19 protein-coding genes are annotated in these 20,811 nt (G+C 51.5%); all 19 read left to right on the top strand.

Translation table 11 applies throughout. The annotated features are described in order from the left end of the window. The first annotated feature begins 102 nt into the window (after window positions 1-102). The 19 genes from KA369_07605 (at window position 103) to KA369_07515 (ending at window position 20,811) form a co-directional block, all read left to right on the top strand. The gene (locus tag KA369_07605) at window positions 103-906 is read left to right on the top strand and encodes a hypothetical protein (protein ID MBP7735821.1); all 804 of its coding nucleotides are present in this window, start codon (window positions 103-105) and stop codon (window positions 904-906) included. Between the two features lie 25 nt (window positions 907-931). Continuing rightward, window positions 932-2,746, top strand: a complete 1,815-nt coding sequence (locus KA369_07600) for a hypothetical protein (GenBank protein ID MBP7735820.1) — start codon at window positions 932-934, stop codon at window positions 2,744-2,746. Next, complete coding sequence (gspE, locus tag KA369_07595; GenBank protein ID MBP7735819.1) at window positions 2,747-4,447, top strand: type II secretion system ATPase GspE; 1,701 nt, start codon at window positions 2,747-2,749, stop codon at window positions 4,445-4,447. 25 nt (window positions 4,448-4,472) lie between these two features. Next, the gene (locus KA369_07590) at window positions 4,473-5,729 is read left to right on the top strand and encodes a type II secretion system F family protein (protein ID MBP7735818.1); all 1,257 of its coding nucleotides are present in this window, start codon (window positions 4,473-4,475) and stop codon (window positions 5,727-5,729) included. A gap of 94 nt (window positions 5,730-5,823) precedes the next feature. Continuing rightward, window positions 5,824-6,240 (top strand): type II secretion system major pseudopilin GspG, encoded by a 417-nt coding sequence (gene gspG / locus KA369_07585; protein MBP7735817.1) that lies wholly within the window; start codon window positions 5,824-5,826, stop codon window positions 6,238-6,240. 10 nt (window positions 6,241-6,250) lie between these two features. Next, window positions 6,251-6,835 carry a prepilin-type N-terminal cleavage/methylation domain-containing protein gene (locus tag KA369_07580; protein ID MBP7735816.1) on the top strand — a complete coding sequence of 195 codons (585 nt, stop codon included), beginning with the start codon at window positions 6,251-6,253 and terminating at the stop codon, window positions 6,833-6,835. A 37-nt stretch (window positions 6,836-6,872) separates the two neighbouring features. Then, window positions 6,873-7,223 (top strand): hypothetical protein, encoded by a 351-nt coding sequence (locus KA369_07575; protein ID MBP7735815.1) that lies wholly within the window; start codon window positions 6,873-6,875, stop codon window positions 7,221-7,223. Next, a complete protein-coding gene (locus KA369_07570; protein ID MBP7735814.1) occupies window positions 7,220-7,921 on the top strand; it encodes a prepilin-type N-terminal cleavage/methylation domain-containing protein in 702 nt (233 codons plus the stop codon). The genes KA369_07575 and KA369_07570 overlap by 4 nt, the downstream gene beginning before the upstream one ends. Before the next feature lies 1 nt (window position 7,922). Next, a complete protein-coding gene (locus KA369_07565) occupies window positions 7,923-9,149 on the top strand; it encodes a general secretion pathway protein GspK (protein ID MBP7735813.1) in 1,227 nt (408 codons plus the stop codon). Window positions 9,150-9,167: 18 nt separating this feature from the next. After that, window positions 9,168-10,802 carry a pilus assembly protein PilM gene (gene pilM / locus KA369_07560; GenBank protein ID MBP7735812.1) on the top strand — a complete coding sequence of 545 codons (1,635 nt, stop codon included), beginning with the start codon at window positions 9,168-9,170 and terminating at the stop codon, window positions 10,800-10,802. Next, complete coding sequence (locus KA369_07555; GenBank protein MBP7735811.1) at window positions 10,799-11,314, top strand: type II secretion system protein M; 516 nt, start codon at window positions 10,799-10,801, stop codon at window positions 11,312-11,314. Before pilM ends, KA369_07555 begins: the two co-directional genes overlap by 4 nt. 16 nt (window positions 11,315-11,330) lie before the next feature. Beyond that, entirely contained in the window at window positions 11,331-12,263 is a 933-nt protein-coding gene (locus tag KA369_07550) for a hypothetical protein (protein MBP7735810.1), read from the top strand. A gap of 13 nt (window positions 12,264-12,276) precedes the next feature. Then, a complete protein-coding gene (ispH, locus tag KA369_07545) occupies window positions 12,277-14,001 on the top strand; it encodes a 4-hydroxy-3-methylbut-2-enyl diphosphate reductase (protein MBP7735809.1) in 1,725 nt (574 codons plus the stop codon). A gap of 59 nt (window positions 14,002-14,060) precedes the next feature. Continuing rightward, the gene (aroE, locus tag KA369_07540; protein MBP7735808.1) at window positions 14,061-14,918 is read left to right on the top strand and encodes a shikimate dehydrogenase; all 858 of its coding nucleotides are present in this window, start codon (window positions 14,061-14,063) and stop codon (window positions 14,916-14,918) included. 92 nt (window positions 14,919-15,010) lie between these two features. Beyond that, the gene (locus tag KA369_07535) at window positions 15,011-16,216 is read left to right on the top strand and encodes a hypothetical protein (GenBank protein ID MBP7735807.1); all 1,206 of its coding nucleotides are present in this window, start codon (window positions 15,011-15,013) and stop codon (window positions 16,214-16,216) included. A gap of 47 nt (window positions 16,217-16,263) precedes the next feature. After that, the gene (locus KA369_07530; protein ID MBP7735806.1) at window positions 16,264-17,178 is read left to right on the top strand and encodes a hypothetical protein; all 915 of its coding nucleotides are present in this window, start codon (window positions 16,264-16,266) and stop codon (window positions 17,176-17,178) included. 63 nt (window positions 17,179-17,241) lie between these two features. Continuing rightward, a complete protein-coding gene (locus KA369_07525) occupies window positions 17,242-17,748 on the top strand; it encodes a TIGR00725 family protein (protein MBP7735805.1) in 507 nt (168 codons plus the stop codon). After that, window positions 17,745-19,376, top strand: coding sequence for an FGGY-family carbohydrate kinase (locus KA369_07520; protein ID MBP7735804.1), 1,632 nt, complete (start codon window positions 17,745-17,747; stop codon window positions 19,374-19,376). The genes KA369_07525 and KA369_07520 overlap by 4 nt, the downstream gene beginning before the upstream one ends. Before the next feature lie 25 nt (window positions 19,377-19,401). Next, window positions 19,402-20,811, top strand: a complete 1,410-nt coding sequence (locus KA369_07515) for an aspartate aminotransferase family protein (GenBank protein ID MBP7735803.1) — start codon at window positions 19,402-19,404, stop codon at window positions 20,809-20,811.

Below are 20,811 nucleotides of genomic sequence, written 5' to 3'. Positions count from 1 at the left end.
CACGTCCTTAAGGGCGAATGGCAAAAATCCCGGGTTTTCGTATTCATGCAGAATCTCAAATATCATTCACTCAATATCATTTCAATAATGATTTTCTCATTCATGCTTGCTTCGACAATCAACCAGATAATAAAATATAACCTGTCTCCCGGTTATTCCAAGATCATAACAAGCACCCGGAGAACATATGCTGCCCATGCGAGAAAGAACTTTGACGATTATAAAATTATATCCGAATGCGGCTTCTTCAAAGTAGCCAGCGCCGGCGATCTGGCCGGTGAAGGCCAGAACCCCGCCGGGTCCATAAGCGAGTTGACCCTCCTGGGGACTATATCTGGCCCCACCAGCATCGCGCGGGCCATGATACTAAAAACCGGTGAAAAAGGGCCCGGCGTATTCGCCCTGTACAAGGTTAACAACGATGTTGGCAGCGACGTGTACGGCAACAAGCTGGTAAGCATAGGAGACTCCAAGGTATATCTTGAAGCCGGCGGGCAAAAGGTGGCCCTGGAGCTGTATGCGAAAAAAGTAGTCGATTCCCAGAGACCCGGCGGCGCATCGCCCGACGGGAGAAGCTCCCAGGTCAACCAGAATCTCAGCAGGGCCGAGCTCAAGCAGAAGGTGTTCAACAATATGGATAACGCGCTCCAGGGCCTGCAGGCGGGTCCTCACCGCGTGAACGGCCAGATAGTCGGTTATCGACTTGTCACCGTCCAGCCCCAGAATATCATGTTCCGTCTGGGCGCGCGAAGCGGCGATATCATCAAGAGGATCAACGGGCAAATGCTTGACAGCACCCAAAAACTGATGTCTATGTGGGAAATGATGAAAAATGATCCGAAAATAACCATAGACCTGGAACGTAACGGAAAAGATCTCAGATTCGATTTCAACATTACTGATTAATCACCCAACAGGAAAGGATATGATAATGAATCTATCACTCCCTAAAAAGACCGCTGCCATGTTTCTCCTGATATCCTTCTTGCCATTCATTATCGTATCATATCATGATAGCAGCCCTTCTTCGGCGTATCTGAGCGCCGCTCCCAAGAAAGGAGCCGCCAGGGGAAAGAGAGCTCCCGTTGAAAAGAAATTCGCCCTCAATTTCAAGGATGTTGAAATCAACGAGTTCATCAACGTCATGGGACAGCTGATCGGCAAGAACGTCATAATCGATGACCGTGTAAAAGGCAAGATTTCGATAAGCTCGGCCCGCAAGGTCCCCCTTGATGAAGCCTATAACGTCATGAAGGCAATCCTCGAAGTGAAAGGACTCGCCGTCGTTGAGACGCCGAACCTGATCAAGATACTTCCCATCGAGGATGCGGTAAAAAAGAACTCCTCGGTAATCGTGGACGGCAAAATTATCCTCGATGAGCGATCAATAACCTACCTCCTTGATCTTAAGAACGCCGATGCCACGGAAATCTCCAATACCCTGCGGTCTCTCAAGCCGAAGAGCGCCGATATCATCGTTTATCAGTCCCTGAACCTGCTTATCATAACCGGTATAACGTCGGATGTCAACAGCCTTGTCAAGATCGCCCAGGCCATTGACTCCAGGATAGCGCCGGCCGGCAAAGAACAGACCAGCGGAAACATCCATGTCTACCACCTGGAAAACGCCAACGCCGAGGACCTCGCCAATGTCCTGTCCCGCATTCCTTTTTCGGATACGGCGAAAATCAATACGTCGCCCATTTCGACGCCGGTCGCGCCCCAGCAGCCGCAGAGGGTCGAGCCTTCGGACAAGACAAAACGCGTCACCAGGGAACATGGATCGTCGTCCTCGTCCAGCAAGGAAAAGCTTTCTATAATAGCGAATAAAGAGACCAACTCTCTCATAATAACTGCAAAGCCCGATGAATACTCGGAAATATTGAGCATTATCAAGCAGCTCGACATCGTACGCGAGCAGGTGCTGATCGAGGCCATGATCGTCGAGGTAAACGTCGAGAACGGGTGGGGCTTCGGCATCGACTGGATGATGGGATACCAGGCCGGTACCCACATATTCGGCGGATCATCCATCATGAGCTCGACGATCCCGAGCTACAAGCTCCCCGACGGCGTAACCGACAAAAAGCTCGCGGTACCGGTTAACACGGGATTCCAGCTCGGGTACGTGCCCGATATCGGCGTACTCGCCTTCGCGCTCCTTAACGCCTCAGCGACCGATAATAATTTCAACATCCTCTCCACGCCGCAGGTCTTGACCATCGACAACAGCGAAGCCGAGCTCAATGTTGGTGAGGAGATAGGCGTGCCGACGAACAATCGCATCACCGACCAGAACACGACGTTCCAGACCTATGAATACAAAACCGTCGGCATCAAGCTGAAGATCACACCGCACATAACCCAGCAGAAGCGGATCACCCTTGACCTCTACCAGGAGGTCAATTCCATCATCGGCGAGACGCAGCAGCTTTCGAGCGGGTCCCTGGTGCCGCCGAAACTGGGGAAAAGAGACATCAAAACCAAAGTGACGGTTTACGACGGCAAAACCATCGTGGTGGGTGGCCTGATCCAGAACAAGAAAGACACTACCGAATCAAAGCTGCCGCTGCTGGGGGACATTCCCCTCCTCGGCTGGCTCTTTAAGCATAAAACCGTCAGCTACAAGAAATCGAATCTGCTGGTGTTCATAACGCCTCATATCGTGACCAAGAAGGACCGTCTCGAAAGCATAACGAAACAGAAAATTGAAACCATGCGCAGATTGAAAAAGAGCAATAAATAGATGGCGAAGATTAAGACCAAGTACCTCGGCAAGATACTTGTCGACCGGAAGATCATTACCCAGGAGGAGCTCCAGGAAGCCGTTCTCGCGCTGAAGGGATCGTCGCTGCGACTGGGGCAATTTTTGCTCAAGAAGGGGATCGTGTCAGAGGAAGACATCCTCTCCTGTCTCGCTGAGCAGTATGACATGTCCTTCATGCCGCGCCTTGATTTTTCCGATCCCGACAATCTTTTCGCCGCCATTCCCGCCCACTTCATGCGCAAGAACCGGATGGTCCCATTTAAGAAGAAAAGCAACACGATCCTGGTCGGCATCGTCGATGTGCTCAACATACAGCCCCTCGACGATCTGAAAATGATCTTCCCCCAATACGATTTCGAGGCGGTCCTGAGCACCGACGAGGAGATCCAGAACGTCATCACTGCCCATTTCAACGTCCTGAAGGATGAGTCGACCAACGATGTCATCGAGGACCTGGAGGAATCCGACTTCGAGATCCTCACCTCCTCCATATCCGAAACAGAAGACATCATGGACATGGCCAACGAGGCCCCCATCATCCGCCTGGTCAACACCTTCATCAAGCAGGCTGTCACCGACCGGGCCAGCGACATACACGTCGAGCCCTATGAAAAGGACCTCGTGGTCCGGTTCCGCATCGACGGCATCCTGTATAACATGTATACGCCCCCAAAAAAATACCAGGGAGCCGTCATATCCCGGATCAAGATCATGGCAAACCTTAATATAGCGGAAAACCGGCTGCCCCAGGACGGCCGCATACAGCTGAAGATAGCGGGAAAAGACATCGATATCCGGGTCTCGACATTCCCCACCTACTACGGCGAGCGCATCGTTCTCCGTATACTCAACAAATCCGATATGAGCTTCGACCTGGAAGCCATAGGGTTCGATAAAAAAACCCTCGAGGAATTCGACAAGCTTATAAAGAAGACCTACGGTGTCGTTCTCGTCACTGGCCCAACGGGAAGCGGGAAATCGACGACGCTCTACAGCGTTCTCCAGAAGTTAAAGAATGAGGATGTAAACATCCTCACCGTCGAGGACCCGATAGAATACCAGATTCCCGGCATCGGCCAAATGCAGGTCAAGCCCGGCATCAACCTGACCTTCGCCAGCGGTCTCCGATCAATATTGCGCCAGGACCCCGATATCGTCATGGTCGGCGAAATACGCGACCTTGAAACCGCCGAGATCGCCGTTCAGGCGGCACTCACCGGCCACCGCGTTTTTTCCACCCTCCATACCAATGACGCCGCCAGCGGGATTACCCGCCTTGTCGACATGGGTATCGAACCCTTTCTGATCACTTCATCCGTCAACGCGTACCTGGCCCAGCGTCTCGCCCGCAAGATATGCCCCTCCTGCAAGGAGGCCTTCAAGCCGGCTCCGAAGATGCTCGCCGAGCTCGGCATCAAAGCCTCACAGCTGAAGGGAGGCAGGCTCTTCCACGGAAAGGGCTGTCCCGAATGCCTCAATACCGGATATTCCGGCAGGCTCGGCATCTTCGAGCTCCTGGTGCTCACGCCGGGCGTGCGGAAGTTGATCATGGAGCACAGCGAGGCCCCTCTTATTAAAGAATTCGCCGTCAAGGAAGGAATGATAACGCTCTTGCAGGACGGACTCAACAAGGCGATTGAGGGCATCACTACGGTAGAGGAAGTGCTGAGGGTATGCTGAGTTCACTACAGGCAGGTTCGTTGCGATGATATTCCAGTACCAGGCTTTAGACCGCACGGGAAAGAATGTATCGGACTATATCGACGCGCCGTCCGAAATGAGCGCCCGTCAGAAAATTCGCGGCCAGGGACTCTACCTCGTAAAGCTGAAGAAGCATGAGATAACGTCCCTTGACGCCTCAGCCGCATCAAAGCTTACCCTGAAAGGATTCGCCCAGCGCATTTCCGATATCATAAGCCTTCGCTTAAGCACCAAACAGCTTGGCCTTTTTTCGCGCCAGCTTGCCACGCTTCTCAAGGCCGGCCTTCCCCTCCCGGTCGCCATAACGGATATTGTCGAGCAGATCGACAACAAGCACTTTAAAAACGTGGTGGCCGATCTGAAGGAAAAGCTTGAGCAGGGTTCATCGTTTTCCAACGCCCTTTCCCAGCACCGCGCCATTTTCCCCGATATGTACGTCAGCATGGTCCGCGTCGGGGAGAGTCTCGGGTCCCTTGACCAGGTCATAGCCCGCCTGGCCGACATGGAGGAAAAGCAGAACGTCCTGACCAGCAAGATAAGGTCGGTCATGTACTATCCCGCCTTCATGCTCCTGTTCGCGATGGCTGTTACGATGTTCCTCATGACCAGCGTAATCCCGACAATCGCTGGAATGTTCGAGGAGCAGCAAAAGGCCCTCCCCCTTGTCACCAGGGTCGTCATCGGCATCAGCTCGCTTCTTTCCAACGGCTGGGTCCTCCTGGGTCTCGTGTTTTTATTTGTTGTCCTCGGTTACACCTATTATCGGTACATACACACTCCCGAGGGCAGGAGAAAAATCGACGGCCTGAAGCTCACGATACCCCTGGCGAAAAATCTTTATAAGAGGCTCATTGTCTACCGTTTTACCCAGAACCTCGGCATACTCCTTAACAACAAGGTGGATATAATCAAATCCTTCGAAATCGTGAAAAAGATCGTAGGAAATGTCATCATAGAGGAAAAGATCAATGACGCGGCTATAAAGATCAAGGAGGGGGCCTCGGTGGCCAATGCCCTGAGCAAATCCGACTTTCTCCCCAAGCTGGTATTGGGCATGATAACGGCCGGCGAAGCCAGCGATAACCTTGACACCATGCTCCTTAACATCGGCACCGTGTACGAAACCGAGCTCGATCTGTCCGTAACGAGCCTTACGAGCCTCATAGAGCCTATTGTCATCATAATCATGGGTCTTGTCATTGCCATGATCGTCATGTCCGTCATATTGCCGATAACACAGATGAATATGCTGCTGCAATAAATGTATGCGCCGTAACCTGTCGGCGATTACCATATCAAATGTAATATACGAAAAGGAGAATGCCATGAATATCAAAGACAGAATAGCATCCAGGATGCATCAGGTACGCGCCCAGGCCAAATCGAACAAAGGATTCACCCTCATAGAGATCATGATCGTGGTAACCATCATAGCTCTCCTGTCCGCCGTAATAGTCGTGCCCAATGTCACGAAATACCTGAAACGGGCCAAAATCGAAGCGGCCAAGCTCCAGATCAAGAATTTCCAGACTCCCCTCATCGAGTACCAGAGCACCAAGGGTAACTATCCCTCGACCGAGGAAGGCCTTGATGCCCTTGTCAAAGAGGGCCTGCTGAAGAAGATCCCCACCGATCCCTGGGGCAACCCGTACCATTACCGCTATCCTGGAGAAAACGACCAGGAAGAATATGAGATATGGAGCAACGGTCCCGACGGGAAGGAGGGCGGCGAAGGCGCCAACGCCGACATCAAGAGCTGGGAGGACAAATAGGTCCTGTCCCATGGATACCGTCTCGGGATTCATTAAAAAAAAAATTCGCCTTAACAGCCGCGGCTTCACCCTGATAGAGATGGTGGTCGTCATTGCGGTTATTTCCATTCTCGCGATGATCGCCGTGCCCCGCGTGACGAGGGTCTTCAGCTCCCAGCGCCAGAATTTCGCCATCTTTACCGGCATGATCGCGTCCACCTTCGACGACGCCTTTCTGAAGAACCGGGAGGACATTCTTGCCGTATACCTGAATGCTCCCGATCCGGAAGATCCGATGGGCCAAAAAGAAATTTTCAATCGACGAAACGGAATTGCCGTCATAAATTCGATCAATGGAGAATTCTACGACTCAAAGCGCAAGACACTTCAATTCAAACAGTTTTCCCAAAATTTTATCATAGAGGAAGTGCTCACTCCAACGGGCGAAACATTTACAAGCGGCTGGATTCCTATAACTTTTTATCCGCAAGGATATTCAAATAATTACATCATTCATGTTCTTGTCAACGGCGAACAGAAATGGTCCATTCGCATTGACAAGCATCTCAAAGAACCCAAAGTGATGGAAGGATATGCCTCCCTCGAAATCGAATAGCCGCCATCGTCCCGGCAAGCGCTTGACTGGCTTTGTTTTGGTCGAGATACTTATCGCCCTGGCCATCCTTTCGACCATCCTCATCAGCGTCATATCCGGCGTAACATCCAGCGTATACGTTATTTCCGGCATGAAGAACTACACTAGCGCCATGCTCATCGCGAAAAGCAAGATGAACGATTATATCCTTAAAAACATGCGCGGGACCGACATCAAAGGGCAAAAAGTCAAGGAGTATCCGGGTTTTTCATACAGCAGGGTCACCAAGCGCTTCGAGCATCCTCTCCTGGGTCCGCTCCCGGCTAACAAGACGGACATCATCGTAACCTGGAGAGAACGTGGCAGAAAAAAAGACTACAAGATATCGTATATATATCAGACACAATGACAAGGAAGCTTTCTGACATTACAGGCGTTTCCGCCTTCCGTCCGGGCCCACACACACCAGCCGGCAGCGGTGGTTTTACCCTCATCGAGATACTGGTCGCGACCGCGCTCGCGTCCATAATCCTTGTTATGGCCTACGCTTCATACCGCTCCATTTTCGATTCGATCAAACGCTCAACGGGGCGGGCTGAATTTTACGAGAACGTCAACCTCGCTCTCCTGAAGATCGACCAGGACATTTCCAACGCTTATTACAACAGGACAAACAAGAATATCACTTTCATTTGCGAGAATATCCGCGGAAACAGCAGGATTGACTTCGTTACGGTAAATCACAATGAGCATAAATTTGGCGGGAAAATAAACACTGCGGTAAGAGAAAGCGACATCAAGGAGGTGGGATATTTCCTTCAAGAGGCAAAAAACACCATTGAACTGTTCCACCTTATAAAAAGGGAAAAAGTAAACTACTGGGACGACGCCCCTCTCGAGGGCGGAACGGAACACGTCCTTCTGCCCAACGTGGTAAGCCTCAAGTTCGAATTCAACAAGGGGAACGACTGGGTGGAGGAATGGGATTCGCGCCAGAACAACATGTTCCCCAGGTCGGTCAAAACGACACTGGTCGTAAAGAACTACCAGGCCCAGGATGAAAAATTCGAGTTTATTTCGCTGATCAATATCAGGGAATTCAGGTAACATGAGATTACTGTACGCATTGAGAAAAAATTACGAGGGAAGAAAGCGGCTCCTGGAAGAGCGCGGGCTGCTATGCTATTTGCGCGGCTCCTCCGGCTATGTGCTTATTATCGTGCTCATCATCACGACACTGCTGGTGTCGATCGCCGGTGAATTCATCGTCGTTGCGCAGGTGAACATCGGCTACGGCCAGAAGCTTAAAAACAGCCTCAGGGCCAATTACCTGGCCAAGTCAGGCGTCCAGCTTTGCCAGTTCATCCTCTATGCGGACATGAAGGGGCTCAACACTGAAATGATAACCGGCAAGGCCACCGACAAGGATACCGATTCGTACAATGACATATGGGCCATCAATGTCCCCGAACTGCCCATGGCCGATGGCTCCCTGAAGCTACGGATAATCGACGAAAATTCAAAGATCAACATGAGCGTTTTCGCCACCGAATTCACCGACCGATCTAAGTTCTATTTTTTGGCCCAGAACTTTTTTATGAATATGGGCCTGCCCCTGGACATCGCCGACATCATTCATGACTGGGTCGATGTCGACGAACAGCGCATGCCCTATGGCGCCGAGGGACACGACTACTACCAGACGCTCAAGCCCCCATACACGTCAAAGAACAACGCCATGGACAGCGTTGATGAAATGTTATTGCTCAAGGACATGACGCCTGAAATATATTACGGGCTGGGAGGCGGTAATACCGAGTCTGAAAAGAGCGAGCAGACCCTGGTCGACGACAACAAAGGCAATACCGACCTGCCGATCGATAAAATCGAGGAAATGGCAGGAGAGCAAGAGGCCGGGAAAATCTCACCGCGGGAAAAGAATCTGGAGCTGGTCAAGATCGGCAAGGAAAAGAGCCGGAAGCTCTCTGATTATTTTACCGTCTACGGCGATCGCATGGACTATACCAGTGAATTTAATAAAATTAACATCAATACGGCCTCATACCGGGTATTATCTGCGTTGACAGATAAAATGACTCCTGATATTGTGACGGAGATTATCCGCCGGAGACTGATACAGCCTTATAAAAACGACAATGAAATTCAAGCTTTGGGGAAAGAATTCGGAATTGATTCGACCGTCCTTGAACGGTTTTCGGTGAAATCATCGGTATTTAGAATCATATCAACCGCAACGGTTGACGGCGTACAATCGAAAATAACTGCGGTATATAATAGAAATAACAGGTCGTTATACTACTGGTGCGAAGAATAAGGTACTGGAGCTCATCCATTGTTCGAGAACATAGCAGCCATTGATGTGGGCACCAACACGGTAAAGCTCGTTACCGTAAAAACCGGCTTTCACGATTTCCAGCTTAAGTCATTCAACTATGAGCCCGTCGACCCCGACCAGGAAGACCGCACTGCCGCCGTTGTCGCGACCATTCAAAGGATACTATCGGAGGAAGACCTTGGCGGTTACCGGATTATAACTAACCTGCCCATGGAGATGGAACTCATCCGCACCATATCGTTCCCTTTCAGCGATGTTGAAAAAATAGCTGACGCCATACCCTACGAGGCTGAAGAAAACATACCCTTCAAGCTTGAAGAGCTCCAGCTTGATTTTCAATCATTGAGAAGCTTCAAGGAAGGCGAAGGGAGAATACTACTCGCCGCGGTCCATAAGAACAATCTTAATAATTTTCTCCAGGTGCTGAACACCAACGGCGTCAAACCGATCACCATGGGCATGGAAGCCAATGCCCTTTACGAATGCTACCGGTATTTCAATAAAATCGATAACGAGACGGTCATACAGCTCGATATCGGGCACGGGAAGACCATCGTAAACTTCATTTCCGCAAACAATCTTCTTTATACGAGATCGATTGCCATAGGCATCGGCACCATCATCAAGGCGGTGGCATTACAGCTGAAAATCCCACAATCCGAGGCGACCCGCCTGTTTCTCAACCTCAACCTGGACCTTACCTCGTTTGAGAACAATGAACGGCGCGATTACTACAAGTCCCTCGGCCTGAACCGCCAGCAGCTGAAGAAGATATACGCGGCGGCCCAGAACGTCTCCGACGAGCTCGTCGAACAAATAATCCTCACCATGAAAGCGATGAAGCTGGACTGCGGGGACATCACCTTTAACCGCGCCCTCATATCGGGGGGCGGTTCAAATCTCACCGGAATCGGCACCATCATTTCGAGAGAGCTCGACATTCCCGTTGACGCCCTTCCCTTTCTTGATGATTACAAGGAACGGGAGATACGCACTCAGTTTCCTCTTGCCTTCGGCACTGTTCTTGCCTATATCAACCGCCGTCGTTCCTCCATAAACTTTCTCAAGGGCGAATTCATACCTGACATCGCCGGCGAATCGAAAAAAATCTACTATCTCTCAGGCGGATTTGCCATTCTTACGGTGCTGGTGCTCATCGTAAACTTCATTCTCACCGCCGTGCTCACGGCCCGGTCAAACAGGCAGTACAATAAGATCATAGAAGAGCAGTATAACCGCTATTTTCATTCCAGGCCGGTCTCCGGCGATCCCATAGCCGAGGCGCGGAAGCTCCTGAAAAAAGAAAAGAAGGAGATGGACGGCATTGCCAGGCTGGTGCCGGGCGACAACACCTTCCTTGACATCATGAAGGACATTCTCACCTACTTTCCGAAAGACGGCAACTTCATCCTGAACAACCTTGTTTACAATGAAAGCGTCATCATGATTGAAGGAACGGCCGGATCAAGCTCTTCAATCGATACTTTTAAAGAGAGCCTTTTGAAGACGAAGAAATTCGACTCGGTGAATCTGAACATAAAGTATTCACGACAGAACGAAGTGAAGTTCTCGATGACCATTAAATACAAGACCTCAGCCGACGCATCCAAGGAAAAAGGCGGACAGGAATGATTGAATTAAGCAAACGCGAACAGCGTCTTATACAGGCCCTTGCCGCGCTTATAGGCGTAGTCGCCGTATATTTCCTGATCATATCTCCCATCCTGAGCCTGCGGGAAAGCATCAACAAGGAATATGAATCCAACATGAACAAGCTCAACATGCTTGATAAGATATACGATCAATACAGGGAAGTCCGCGAAAAGATTTCCCAGTACAATGCCCAGCTGAACAACACGAAGGGCCTTACGTCGCTCATCGAAGAGAACGCCCAGAGCCTCAACATTATCAAGAACAAGACATACACCAGGGACCGGCCCACGGTGACGCAGGGAAAATACAAAAAAATATCGGCCGACGTCCGGTTTGAGGGTGTTGATATCAACTCCATACTGAATTTCATTTACAGGATGGAAAATTCCGGGATGGTGGTCAAGATAAGCTATCTTCGCATCAACCAGACGATCAAGGGCCGCAACACCTATGACGTTACCATAACATTCAACAGCGTAGCGTCGCAGTAGACGGCATGAGGGACCGATGGACATTAGCACAGTAAAAAACTTTTTCATCACGCGGATAAAGCCGCTGTTGAATCTTTCGTCCCTCTGGAGCAAAACGAAGGAAGCGCTCAAGCTCCCCTACGCAAAGTCCTACATATCCGCCTCAATCGTCTTGCTGGGCGTATTCATCGTGTTCACCTTCCCCTACGATATGCTCATACGCAAAAAAATGAAAGATCTTGAAAAGACATCCTTCAAGTCGGTTTATGTAAGTGAAATAAATTTCAGCATCATCGATATCATAGAGATGAAGGGCATCCAGCTGACGACACAGAGCGGCGGTGAAATAAATATCCGCACCGCAGAAATCGACATCTCGTTCCTGAAGCTTCTGATACGCAAAGACATCAGCGGCACGCTGCAGATCAGCGGATTCAAGTACGTCTCGCCTGCCAGCCAGATATTATTCAACCTGAACGGCAATATTTTCATCGATTACAAGAATTTTTCCGAAATACCCCAGGGCGGCTCTATCAACATGATCATCGACAACGCGGTTCTCAAGCTTGGCGAGATCCCTCTCCCCGACAGCATGGGAGGAATGCCGCTCTCCCTGCCGGCAATCAGGATAAATTCGATGAAAATCGACGCCGATATAGGCAATAACCGGATAAACGTGAAAAACATACGAATCTTCGGCAAGGACCTCAACGGGACCATTACCGGGTCGATCAATCTCTCGAAGAACTTCATGACCTCGGGCCTCGACCTGAGAATACTGATGAACGCCAATTCGCCGGTCCTTGAAGGATACCGCGATTTCCTCACTAAATTCATAAACGACTCGAACCAGGTCGTCTTTCAGCTCCGCGGCTCCCTCATGATGCCGCGCATTGAAATGTACCGCGGCGATTCGGGCCCCCCGGACAGGCCCGAGCATCCGATCGACAGGATCATACCGGTCCGGTGAGGACGAGCCAGCCATGAAAATCACCCTTGCCAGACATTCGGGCTTTTGCATGGGTGTCAGGAACGCCATTCTGCGCATAGTCCGCGAAATCAACATCTCCAAAGGCGAGATCTATGTGTATGGCCCGCTTATCCATAATCCCCAGACCATAAACGTTCTCCATGGCCGCGGCATGAGGACCGTCAATACCCTGGACGGCATTACGGGCAAGCGTATCGTCGTCCGTACCCATGGCATCCCGGTCGATGAAATCAAGTATCTAAAGCAATGTGCCTCAAAGGTCATAAATCTCACCTGCCCCCGCGTCGCGAGGGTCCAGGCGATCATCAAGAAGGAGTCCGGCCGCGGATGCCATACCATCATTACCGGGGATCGCGATCACGCGGAAGTGACCGGTCTGATGAGTTACGCGTCCCACGGCGTCACCGTTATCTCGGACATCAACGAAATAGATTCCATCCCTCCTTCCGAATCGTACGTGATAGTGTCACAGACAACCTTCGACCGGACGCTGTTCAAAAAAATCGTGGACCGAATAGCCGAGATGTATGTAAACACCCGGGTTTATGACACGATATGCGATTCCACGCGTTATCGCCAGGAGGATGTCATAAAAGGAATCATGCAGGGGAACGATACCCTTGTAGTGGTCGGCGGCAAAAATTCAGCGAACACAAAACGCCTTGCGCAGATCGGGAGGGACAGCAACATAAAAACCCTTCATGTTGAAACCGATGATGAAATCAATGAAAACGACTTTTCGGATTCCCAAAGCGTCCTTGTGACCGCCGGGACTTCAACGCCGGGCTGGATCATCAATAATATCCTCGAAAAGCTTTACACCATCAATTTTAAAAAAAGCAACCTTCTCATCAAGGCTATCATGTCACTTTTGCAGCTCATCGTGAGGACCAACCTCTTTTCCTCTATCGCCGCTTTCTTCATAACACTCATAGCCCTGTCATATGTCGGCATACATGATAATTATTCGTTTCCGGCGCTCTCCTTTCTCTATGTCTTTTCCATGTATTCCATTAACAACTATTTTGAAAAAGATCTCTTAAAACTCAGCAATCCATACAAATACGATATTTACGCACAATACGGAAGGCCCCTTCTCATCATCTCTATCGCTTCAATGGCGCTTTCGATATATATCACGAGTGCCTATAGCATATTGATGACGGCAATCGTCTTCGGCGCTTATCTCCTTGGATTCATCTACTCGACAGACCCGTTCAAGGGCCTCATCGCAAAGCTGATGCCCGAGCTCCTGCGAAAACTTTATAATTCAAAAATCGTCGCTTGTTTCGGATGGATCATAATAACGATCCTGGTGCCCATGGTCGGTACGAATATATCGATATCCGCCCTGGTCACGCTCTCGTTTTTCGTTTTCACCGTCATATTCCTCAGGACGGCTCTCCTGGACCTCATCGCGTTCCAGGGCGACCTCATCCTGGGACGCGAAACCCTTCCGGTCCTTATCGGGGCCCGAGCCATCAGCATGCTCTCGATAGGAATTTCCATGGTTACAATTCTGATATTTACCACGATGACAATCCTGCTGCATCATTGGATATATCTGATACTCCTTCCCGCGATACTTTTTTACCTGTTGCTCATATACCTGGTCCAGCGATTGAACTATCTTATCTCGCTGAAATACGAACTTCTGGTCGACATGAACCTGTTATTCATCATCGCGTGCTACTTTGTGATCAGGGCCGCATCATAAGAATCAGCTCCTGCAGGAAATGTATTGACAAAAATATTTTTCCCGGCAAAAACATGTCAATGAAAATCACGGATATCAATTCCCGGACCGCGCTCTACTGCATTTTCGGCAACCCCGTGCGACACTCCATATCCCCCGTCATTCACAATGCGGCATTCAGGGAAATGAATGTTGACGCCGTATATCTTGCCTTTGAGCCGATGTCTATAGGCGAAGCGGTCTCTTCCTTGAAAACCCTCGGAATCAAGGGAGCCAGTATCACCATTCCCTTCAAGATAGATGTATGCGGGCACTGTGACGAGATAGATTCCCTCGCAGCGGGAATCGGCTCCGTGAACACGATCGCCAACAGGGACGGAAGAATCATCGGATATAATACCGATGGCTACGGCGCCGTTCGATCCATCGAACAGCGCGGGATATCAGTGGACGGCAAAACCTGCCTTATCCTGGGCAATGGCGGATCAGCCAGGGCCATAGCCTTCACCCTGGCCGGGCACGGCGCTTCCATCATAATAGCCGGACGGAATGAGCAACGCATATCGAAACTTGCAGGAGATATCGGGACCATCTCACGGAAAGCGCGTTCCATCCTGCTAAATTCTATAGATAACGTCTTCATGGAATCGGTCGACATCATCATAAACACGACTCCGATCGGCATGACCCCCGACACCGGTTCGGTGCCGATCGACATCGAATTAATCAAGAAGCGCCATATAGTGTTTGATATAGTGTATGCGCCCCATGAAACCCGACTCCTTGCAGTCGCAAGGGAAAAAGGGTGCCCCACTGTATTCGGCGTTGACATGCTGGTCATGCAGGGCGCGCGACAATTCGAGATATGGACCGGCATGGATGCGCCCATTGAAACCATGCGCAGGGCCGCCCACAAGCACCTTAATATTGAATCATGATACCTGAAAAGCTCCAACGTTTTGCCAATAACGAAACACGCTTCGATATGCGGCGATACGGGCTGAGAGACATTTCTGTCTTACTGTCGCATTTGGGCAATCCTCATTTGAATATTCCTTCATTCCATATCGCCGGCACCAACGGCAAAGGCTCAGTCGCGCACATGATCAATGCCATGCTTTCCCGGGCCGGGTACCGGACCGGACTGTATACATCTCCGCACCTCCTGGAGATCAATGAGCGCATAATGTGTTGTGACCGTGCCATTCCTTCCGAAATATTATCGCTCTACATAGACGAAATAACGGAATATGTTGAATCGAACGGATCCATAGCGCCGACATATTTCGATGTCCTCACCGCCTGCGCCTTCCGTTACTTCAATGACTGCCATGCCGAATGCGCCGTCATCGAAACCGGGTTGGGCGGACGCCTTGACTCGACAAATGTTGTCATGCCGATCTGCAGTATAATTACCGACATATCGATCGATCATGCTGCAATTCTTGGGAATACGCTTTCCGCCATCTCCCGGGAAAAGGCCGGCATCATTAAGGACAGGGTTCCTGTTGTTACGTCCAATACCGAGCCGTCCGTTTTGGGACCCATCGCGGAAGCCGCGGGTTTCCATGGTTCGCCCCTGTACGTTTACAACCGGGAGTATCATTCCAAAAATACGACCGAGACATCCACAGGCTTTTGCTTTGATTACTTCCTTGAATCCGGGATTTTAACCTCTATGCCGGGGATTCTCATAAACCACCCTCTGGGAAAACAGGTCGTAAACAGCTCAAGCGCCATTACAGCGGCCGTTATATCAAGGGGTCATTTTCCCGGTCTGACCGATGATGTCATCAGAGGCTGCATCAATGACTTTTGCGCTCCGGGAAGGTTCCAGACCCTGTGGATGGCCCCCCTTGTCATATTCGACCCGGCCCATAATGAAGCTGCATTACACGAGATGTTCCAGGTCGTCTCCCACCGGTTCCCCGGCCGTGAATTATCCGTGATAGTGTCGCTCATGGAAGACAAGGACATTGAGAGTATCATGTCAATGATGGCGGCACAGGGGATCCGCGCATGCTACTATATCCTGAATGACCCGAGATGCTACAAGCCGAAGAAAGGTGATTATCCGGATGTCATAGATCATATTGTACAGGCAGATTTTACGGACCTGGCCGCCATTCTCGATCGGTCTGCGTCATCATCATCGCTCTTTTTCTTTACAGGATCATTCCGACTGTACCGAACAGCCCTCGATTACGCCCGCCATATTTGTGTAAAATGTTCTTGAATTTCAATGAATGCTTGTATAGAATACCACAAAATGTGATCAGAGCCATGTCCGGAACGCCAGATACCGAAATATTCCTCAACCAGGTCAAGAATACCATCTCAATGATGTCCGATGGCTCTCTTTCCGCGGAAAGGGCGAAAATGGCCTACAGGAAACTCAGCGAGCAATTCCATAAACTGGAGCGCAAATATATCTCGGAGAATACCCGGGGTTTTGTCAAGGGTCTCCTGTATCATCACAATACCGTCAACAGCGCAACCCTGACAGCGCTTTTCGGCGCCAATGACGACGATATCAAGCCATTGGTATATGCCGGTGACGCGATCCTCCTTAAAGCCATTCCTGCTTTTTTGAAGAAATCGCTGAAAGACCGGGAGAGTGGAACCCTGATCAAGATTCGTCTCGGCGAGCAGAGCGGTCATCCTTTCACCCTGTACGCGAAATTCATCGATATCGGCAACGAAACGATCATACCTGCCGCGGTAACATCAACACCGCTGTATGGCACCGACGATTTCGATCTCCTTGCCGAGCTGCTCACCTTATTGTACACCAAAAAGCGAAAGTTCTACAGCCCAGTCACGCTCAATTACAGCGACGATATATCCACTGAAACCTCCAGGCTTTTCAACGGAGGAAAAGACGGTCCCATTTACATCGACCATTTCATCCTGTATAACCAGCCTGGCGCTTTCATCGGCGCAGGGATATACAACCTGATAGATTTCTCACATTTCGTCGTTAAGACGCTTAAATTGACCTACCCGGCGGATGTCCATATTTTTGCGCTTTCCCTGAACAACTATTTCGTTCTATACGATGAAAAAACGAAAACGAGACTCGATATAAAGCTCAACCGCATCGATTTTGATTATCATGGAAACAACATACCCTACAAGGTGATTCACAACGAGATTGAGACACAACAGCAACTGTACCTGTTTCTCGAATCGTTTTAACAAAAGCCTTGCCGGTTATGGCGCATGTCGCGCTCCGTCCTCTGCGTACCACAGGAGTTACCCATGAGGAAAAAGCAGGTTGTCGTAATTGGTTCATCTGACGAAATTGGATTCCAGGAAGAAGCTCACGCGATCGGCGCCTTCATCGCCGACCATGGTTTCGTGCTGATAACCGGCGGCCGCGGCGGCATCATGGAATCCGTCTCCCGCGGGGCGGCAGAAAGGGGCGGCACCGTCATCGGCATTCACCCGGGCGAGGACCTGGAACTGGCAAATCCGTTCTGCTCCATAGTGATACCCACGGGCATGGGATACGCGCGAAACGCCATCAACATCCTGGCGGCCGACGTCGTGGTGGCCATCGGCGGCAAATCGGGAACCCTTTCCGAGCTGGCCTATGCGAAGACCTACGGCAAGCCGGTCATATGCTGCTCCTTCGCCGGCGGATGGAGCGCCGTATTTCCCCAGATCCATATCGACGGTCAGGAGGACGGCCTTTTCATGACCGCCGAAAATCCCAATGAAGTATGCCGCATGATCGAAGAGATTCTAACGGGGGGTGATGAATGAAAGAAACGTCAACGCTGGCCTCTCCATGTTCAGAATCATCGCCTTCCGCAAACTCGGATCACTATGTCCTGGCCATCGATCTTGGAAGCGGCGGCCCCAAAGCCGCTGTTGTGTCCGATGGCGGTCAAATAGTGGCCAGCGCGTCGGCGAAAGTCGCTCTCCATATTCTTCCTCACGGAGGAGCCGAGCAGGATCCCCATGAATGGTGGGCCTGCGTCAAGGAAGTGGCGAAGAAGGCCATCACCGCCTCCGGCGTTTCTCCTGAGAGGATCGCCGCTGTTATCTGCGATTCCCAGTATTTTGTCGTCGTACCCATCGATTCCAACGGCGAGCCGCTGATGAACGCGCTCCACTGGATGGATTCACGCGGCTCTTCCCATAACACGAAGCGTATCCGCGGGTTAATCAACATCGAAGGTTACGGCATAACCAAGCTGCTCCGATGGGTGCGTGTGAACGGCTTTGCGCCGACCAAGTCCGGCATCGATTCCATAGGTCACGTGCTCTACCTGAAACATGAGCGCCCTGACATTTACCGGAAAACGTGGAAGTTCCTTGAGCCGATGGATTACCTCAACCTGCGCCTCTCCGGCAGGTGCGCCGCTTCCCAGGAAACCATGGTCCCCTTCATGACCGTTGACAACCGTTCCTGGGGAGCCACCGACTACCATGAAGGCCTGCTCAGGCTTGCCGGTCTTGAGCGTGAAAAAATGCCGGACCTTGTCCGCAACAAGGAGTCTATCGGCACGGTCCTCCCCGAGGTGGCAAAAGAGCTGGGGCTTTCCCCGTCAACGCGCGTTATCGCCGGCTCCAACGACACCACGGCCTCCGCCATCGGATCCGGATCAATCATCGATTTTGAGGGAGTCATCTATATCGGGACGTCCCTGGTACAGACCTGCCATCTGCCCTTCAAGAAGACCGATATATTCCATTCCATCACCACCATGCCCAGCCCACTGCCGGACCGGTTTCTGCTCTTTGCCGAACAGCTCGTCGGAGGCAAGGCCCTCGAGTTCTATCTGAATACCGTAATATATGGAAACGACGCCTTCGACACCGGTCCCGCTCCTGACGACATGTATTTCCGCGCCAATATCATGGCTTCCGAGTCGCCTCCGGGCAGCGGCGGAGTCATCTTCATGCCATGGTTCAGCGGGACCGCTGCGCCGGAGGAAGCCGGGTACGTTCGCGCGGGATTTTTCAACCTGTCCCTGTCAACGAAGCGGACCCACATGACCAGGGCGGTATTGGAAAGCCTCGCCTATAATAACCGGTGGACCAAGGAAGTGGTTGAAAAATTCACCGGACGCCCTTTTAACAGTTTCAGGTTCGCCGGCGGCGGAGCTTTTTCCGATCTCTGGGCCCAGATCCATGCCGATGTTCTGGGCGTGCCGATTCACCAGGTACAGGACCCCGATCGGACGACCCTGCGGGGCTCCGCCCTTATGGCGCTCCATACCCTGGGATTGCGCAGAGTGGAGGAGCTTCCCGGCCTGGTGAAAATACAAAAAGTGTTCTATCCCGACCCGGCGAACCGGGCCGTCTATGACAAGATGTACGGCCAGTATCGCCAGTTATTCAAAAGGACCAAGAAAATTTTCTCAGCCTTAAATTCCAACCAATAGAATCGCAACGACCGGAGGATCAATCATGGCAGATCAGCAGGAATTCAAAGACCCCTTCAAGCCCTACAAGGGGCGTTTCCAGAGCTACGAGCGTATGCCGGAGCGCGGACGGGACAAGGAAGATATACTGAAAGAGCTCAGGACCATGTCTGACGAGGAAAACGCCAAATGGACAAACGGAAAGGTTTCCGGGACCTATTACCATGCCGGCGCAGAGCACCGCGAATTCCTGAACAAGGTGTTCTCCCTCTATTCCCATGTCAACGTGCTCCAGGTGGACCTGTGCCCGAGCATGTCTAAATTCGAGAGCGAGATCATTTCCATGACCGCCAGGATGCTCAACGGCGACGCGGTAAAGAAGAACAATCCAGACGATGAGATCTGCGGCTCGGTCACCTTCGGCGGCAGCGAGAGCATCATGATGGCCATGAAGGTCTACCGCGACAGGGGCAGGGTCGAGAAAAACATCACCGCCCCGGAGATCATTCTCCCCATAACGGCGCACCCCGCCTTTCACAAGGCCGGTGAATATTTCGGTATGAAGATGGTCCTCGCGCCCGTTGACGAGACGGACTTCCGCGTCAAGCCGGAGGAAGTGAAAAAGCTGATAAACAAAAACACGGTGGCCATCGTCGCCAGCGCGGGCAATTATCCCTACGGCCTGGTCGACCCGATGGAAGCGCTTTCCGATGTAGCACTGGAGCACGATCTCGGCTTCCATATAGACGGCTGTCTCGGCGGATTCATCCTGCCCTGGATCGAACGGCTGGGCTACAAGGTGCCGGTGTTCGATTTCAGGCTCCCGGGTCTCACATCGATGTCGGCCGACACCCACAAGTTCGGCTACGGCCACAAGGGCAATTCCGTCGTTCTCTACCGCAACCTTAAATTGCGCAGGTACCAGTTCTTCCAGATGGCCCATTGGCCCGGCGGCATTTACGCATCGCCGTCAATGACCGGCAGCAGGTCCGGGGGCCTCACCGCCTCAACCTGGGCGACGATGGTGTACCTCGGCGAGAGCGGCTACCTCGAGGCCGCATCCGCCATCATGAAAATAGCCGACCGGATCAGGGAAGGCGTCGCCTCCATCAGGGAGCTGGAGATAATAGGCGACCCGACCTTCCTGATCAGCTTCAGATCCAGGGAAGTCGACATCTTCCACGTGAACGATTACATGATTTCAAAGGGATGGCGTTTCAACGGCCTCCAGAGCCCGGCGGCCATTCATTTCTGCGTCACAATGCCCCAGACCATGGTACCCGGCATCGGGGATATGCTCATCGAAGATCTGCGGGCCGCCGTTGACTACGCGCGGAATAAGGCAGGAACCCCTGCCCGGAGCAGCGCCCTCTATGGATTGTCGGGCTCTCTTGAAGGCAGATCCCAGCTCGTACAGGTCCTGTACGGCACCTTCGAGCACCTGTTCAGGGTATGA

The organism is Spirochaetota bacterium (assembly GCA_017999915.1).
Lineage (GTDB): Bacteria > Spirochaetota > UBA4802 > UBA4802 > UBA5550 > RBG-16-49-21.
The sequence above is the reverse complement of the archived record's forward strand: the minus strand, read 5'-3'. Positions and strand labels throughout refer to the sequence as shown.

Bases quoted from the DNA above. Each gene is read 5' to 3' on its own strand.
- KA369_07555 (MBP7735811.1), top strand. From the start codon at position 10,799: ATGATTGAATTAAGCAAACGCGAACAGCGTCTTATACAGGCCCTTGCC.
- KA369_07590 (MBP7735818.1), top strand. From the start codon at position 4,473: ATGATATTCCAGTACCAGGCTTTAGACCGCACGGGAAAGAATGTATCG.
- ispH (MBP7735809.1), top strand. From the start codon at position 12,277: ATGAAAATCACCCTTGCCAGACATTCGGGCTTTTGCATGGGTGTCAGG.
- KA369_07515 (MBP7735803.1), top strand. From the start codon at position 19,402: ATGGCAGATCAGCAGGAATTCAAAGACCCCTTCAAGCCCTACAAGGGG.
- gspE (MBP7735819.1), top strand. From the start codon at position 2,747: ATGGCGAAGATTAAGACCAAGTACCTCGGCAAGATACTTGTCGACCGG.
- KA369_07530 (MBP7735806.1), top strand. From the start codon at position 16,264: ATGTCCGGAACGCCAGATACCGAAATATTCCTCAACCAGGTCAAGAAT.
- gspG (MBP7735817.1), top strand. From the start codon at position 5,824: ATGCATCAGGTACGCGCCCAGGCCAAATCGAACAAAGGATTCACCCTC.
- KA369_07525 (MBP7735805.1), top strand. From the start codon at position 17,242: ATGAGGAAAAAGCAGGTTGTCGTAATTGGTTCATCTGACGAAATTGGA.
- KA369_07580 (MBP7735816.1), top strand. From the start codon at position 6,251: ATGGATACCGTCTCGGGATTCATTAAAAAAAAAATTCGCCTTAACAGC.
- KA369_07550 (MBP7735810.1), top strand. From the start codon at position 11,331: ATGGACATTAGCACAGTAAAAAACTTTTTCATCACGCGGATAAAGCCG.
- KA369_07570 (MBP7735814.1), top strand. From the start codon at position 7,220: ATGACAAGGAAGCTTTCTGACATTACAGGCGTTTCCGCCTTCCGTCCG.
- KA369_07605 (MBP7735821.1), top strand. From the start codon at position 103: ATGCTTGCTTCGACAATCAACCAGATAATAAAATATAACCTGTCTCCC.
- KA369_07520 (MBP7735804.1), top strand. From the start codon at position 17,745: ATGAAAGAAACGTCAACGCTGGCCTCTCCATGTTCAGAATCATCGCCT.
- KA369_07565 (MBP7735813.1), top strand. From the start codon at position 7,923: ATGAGATTACTGTACGCATTGAGAAAAAATTACGAGGGAAGAAAGCGG.
- KA369_07600 (MBP7735820.1), top strand. From the start codon at position 932: ATGAATCTATCACTCCCTAAAAAGACCGCTGCCATGTTTCTCCTGATA.
- aroE (MBP7735808.1), top strand. From the start codon at position 14,061: ATGAAAATCACGGATATCAATTCCCGGACCGCGCTCTACTGCATTTTC.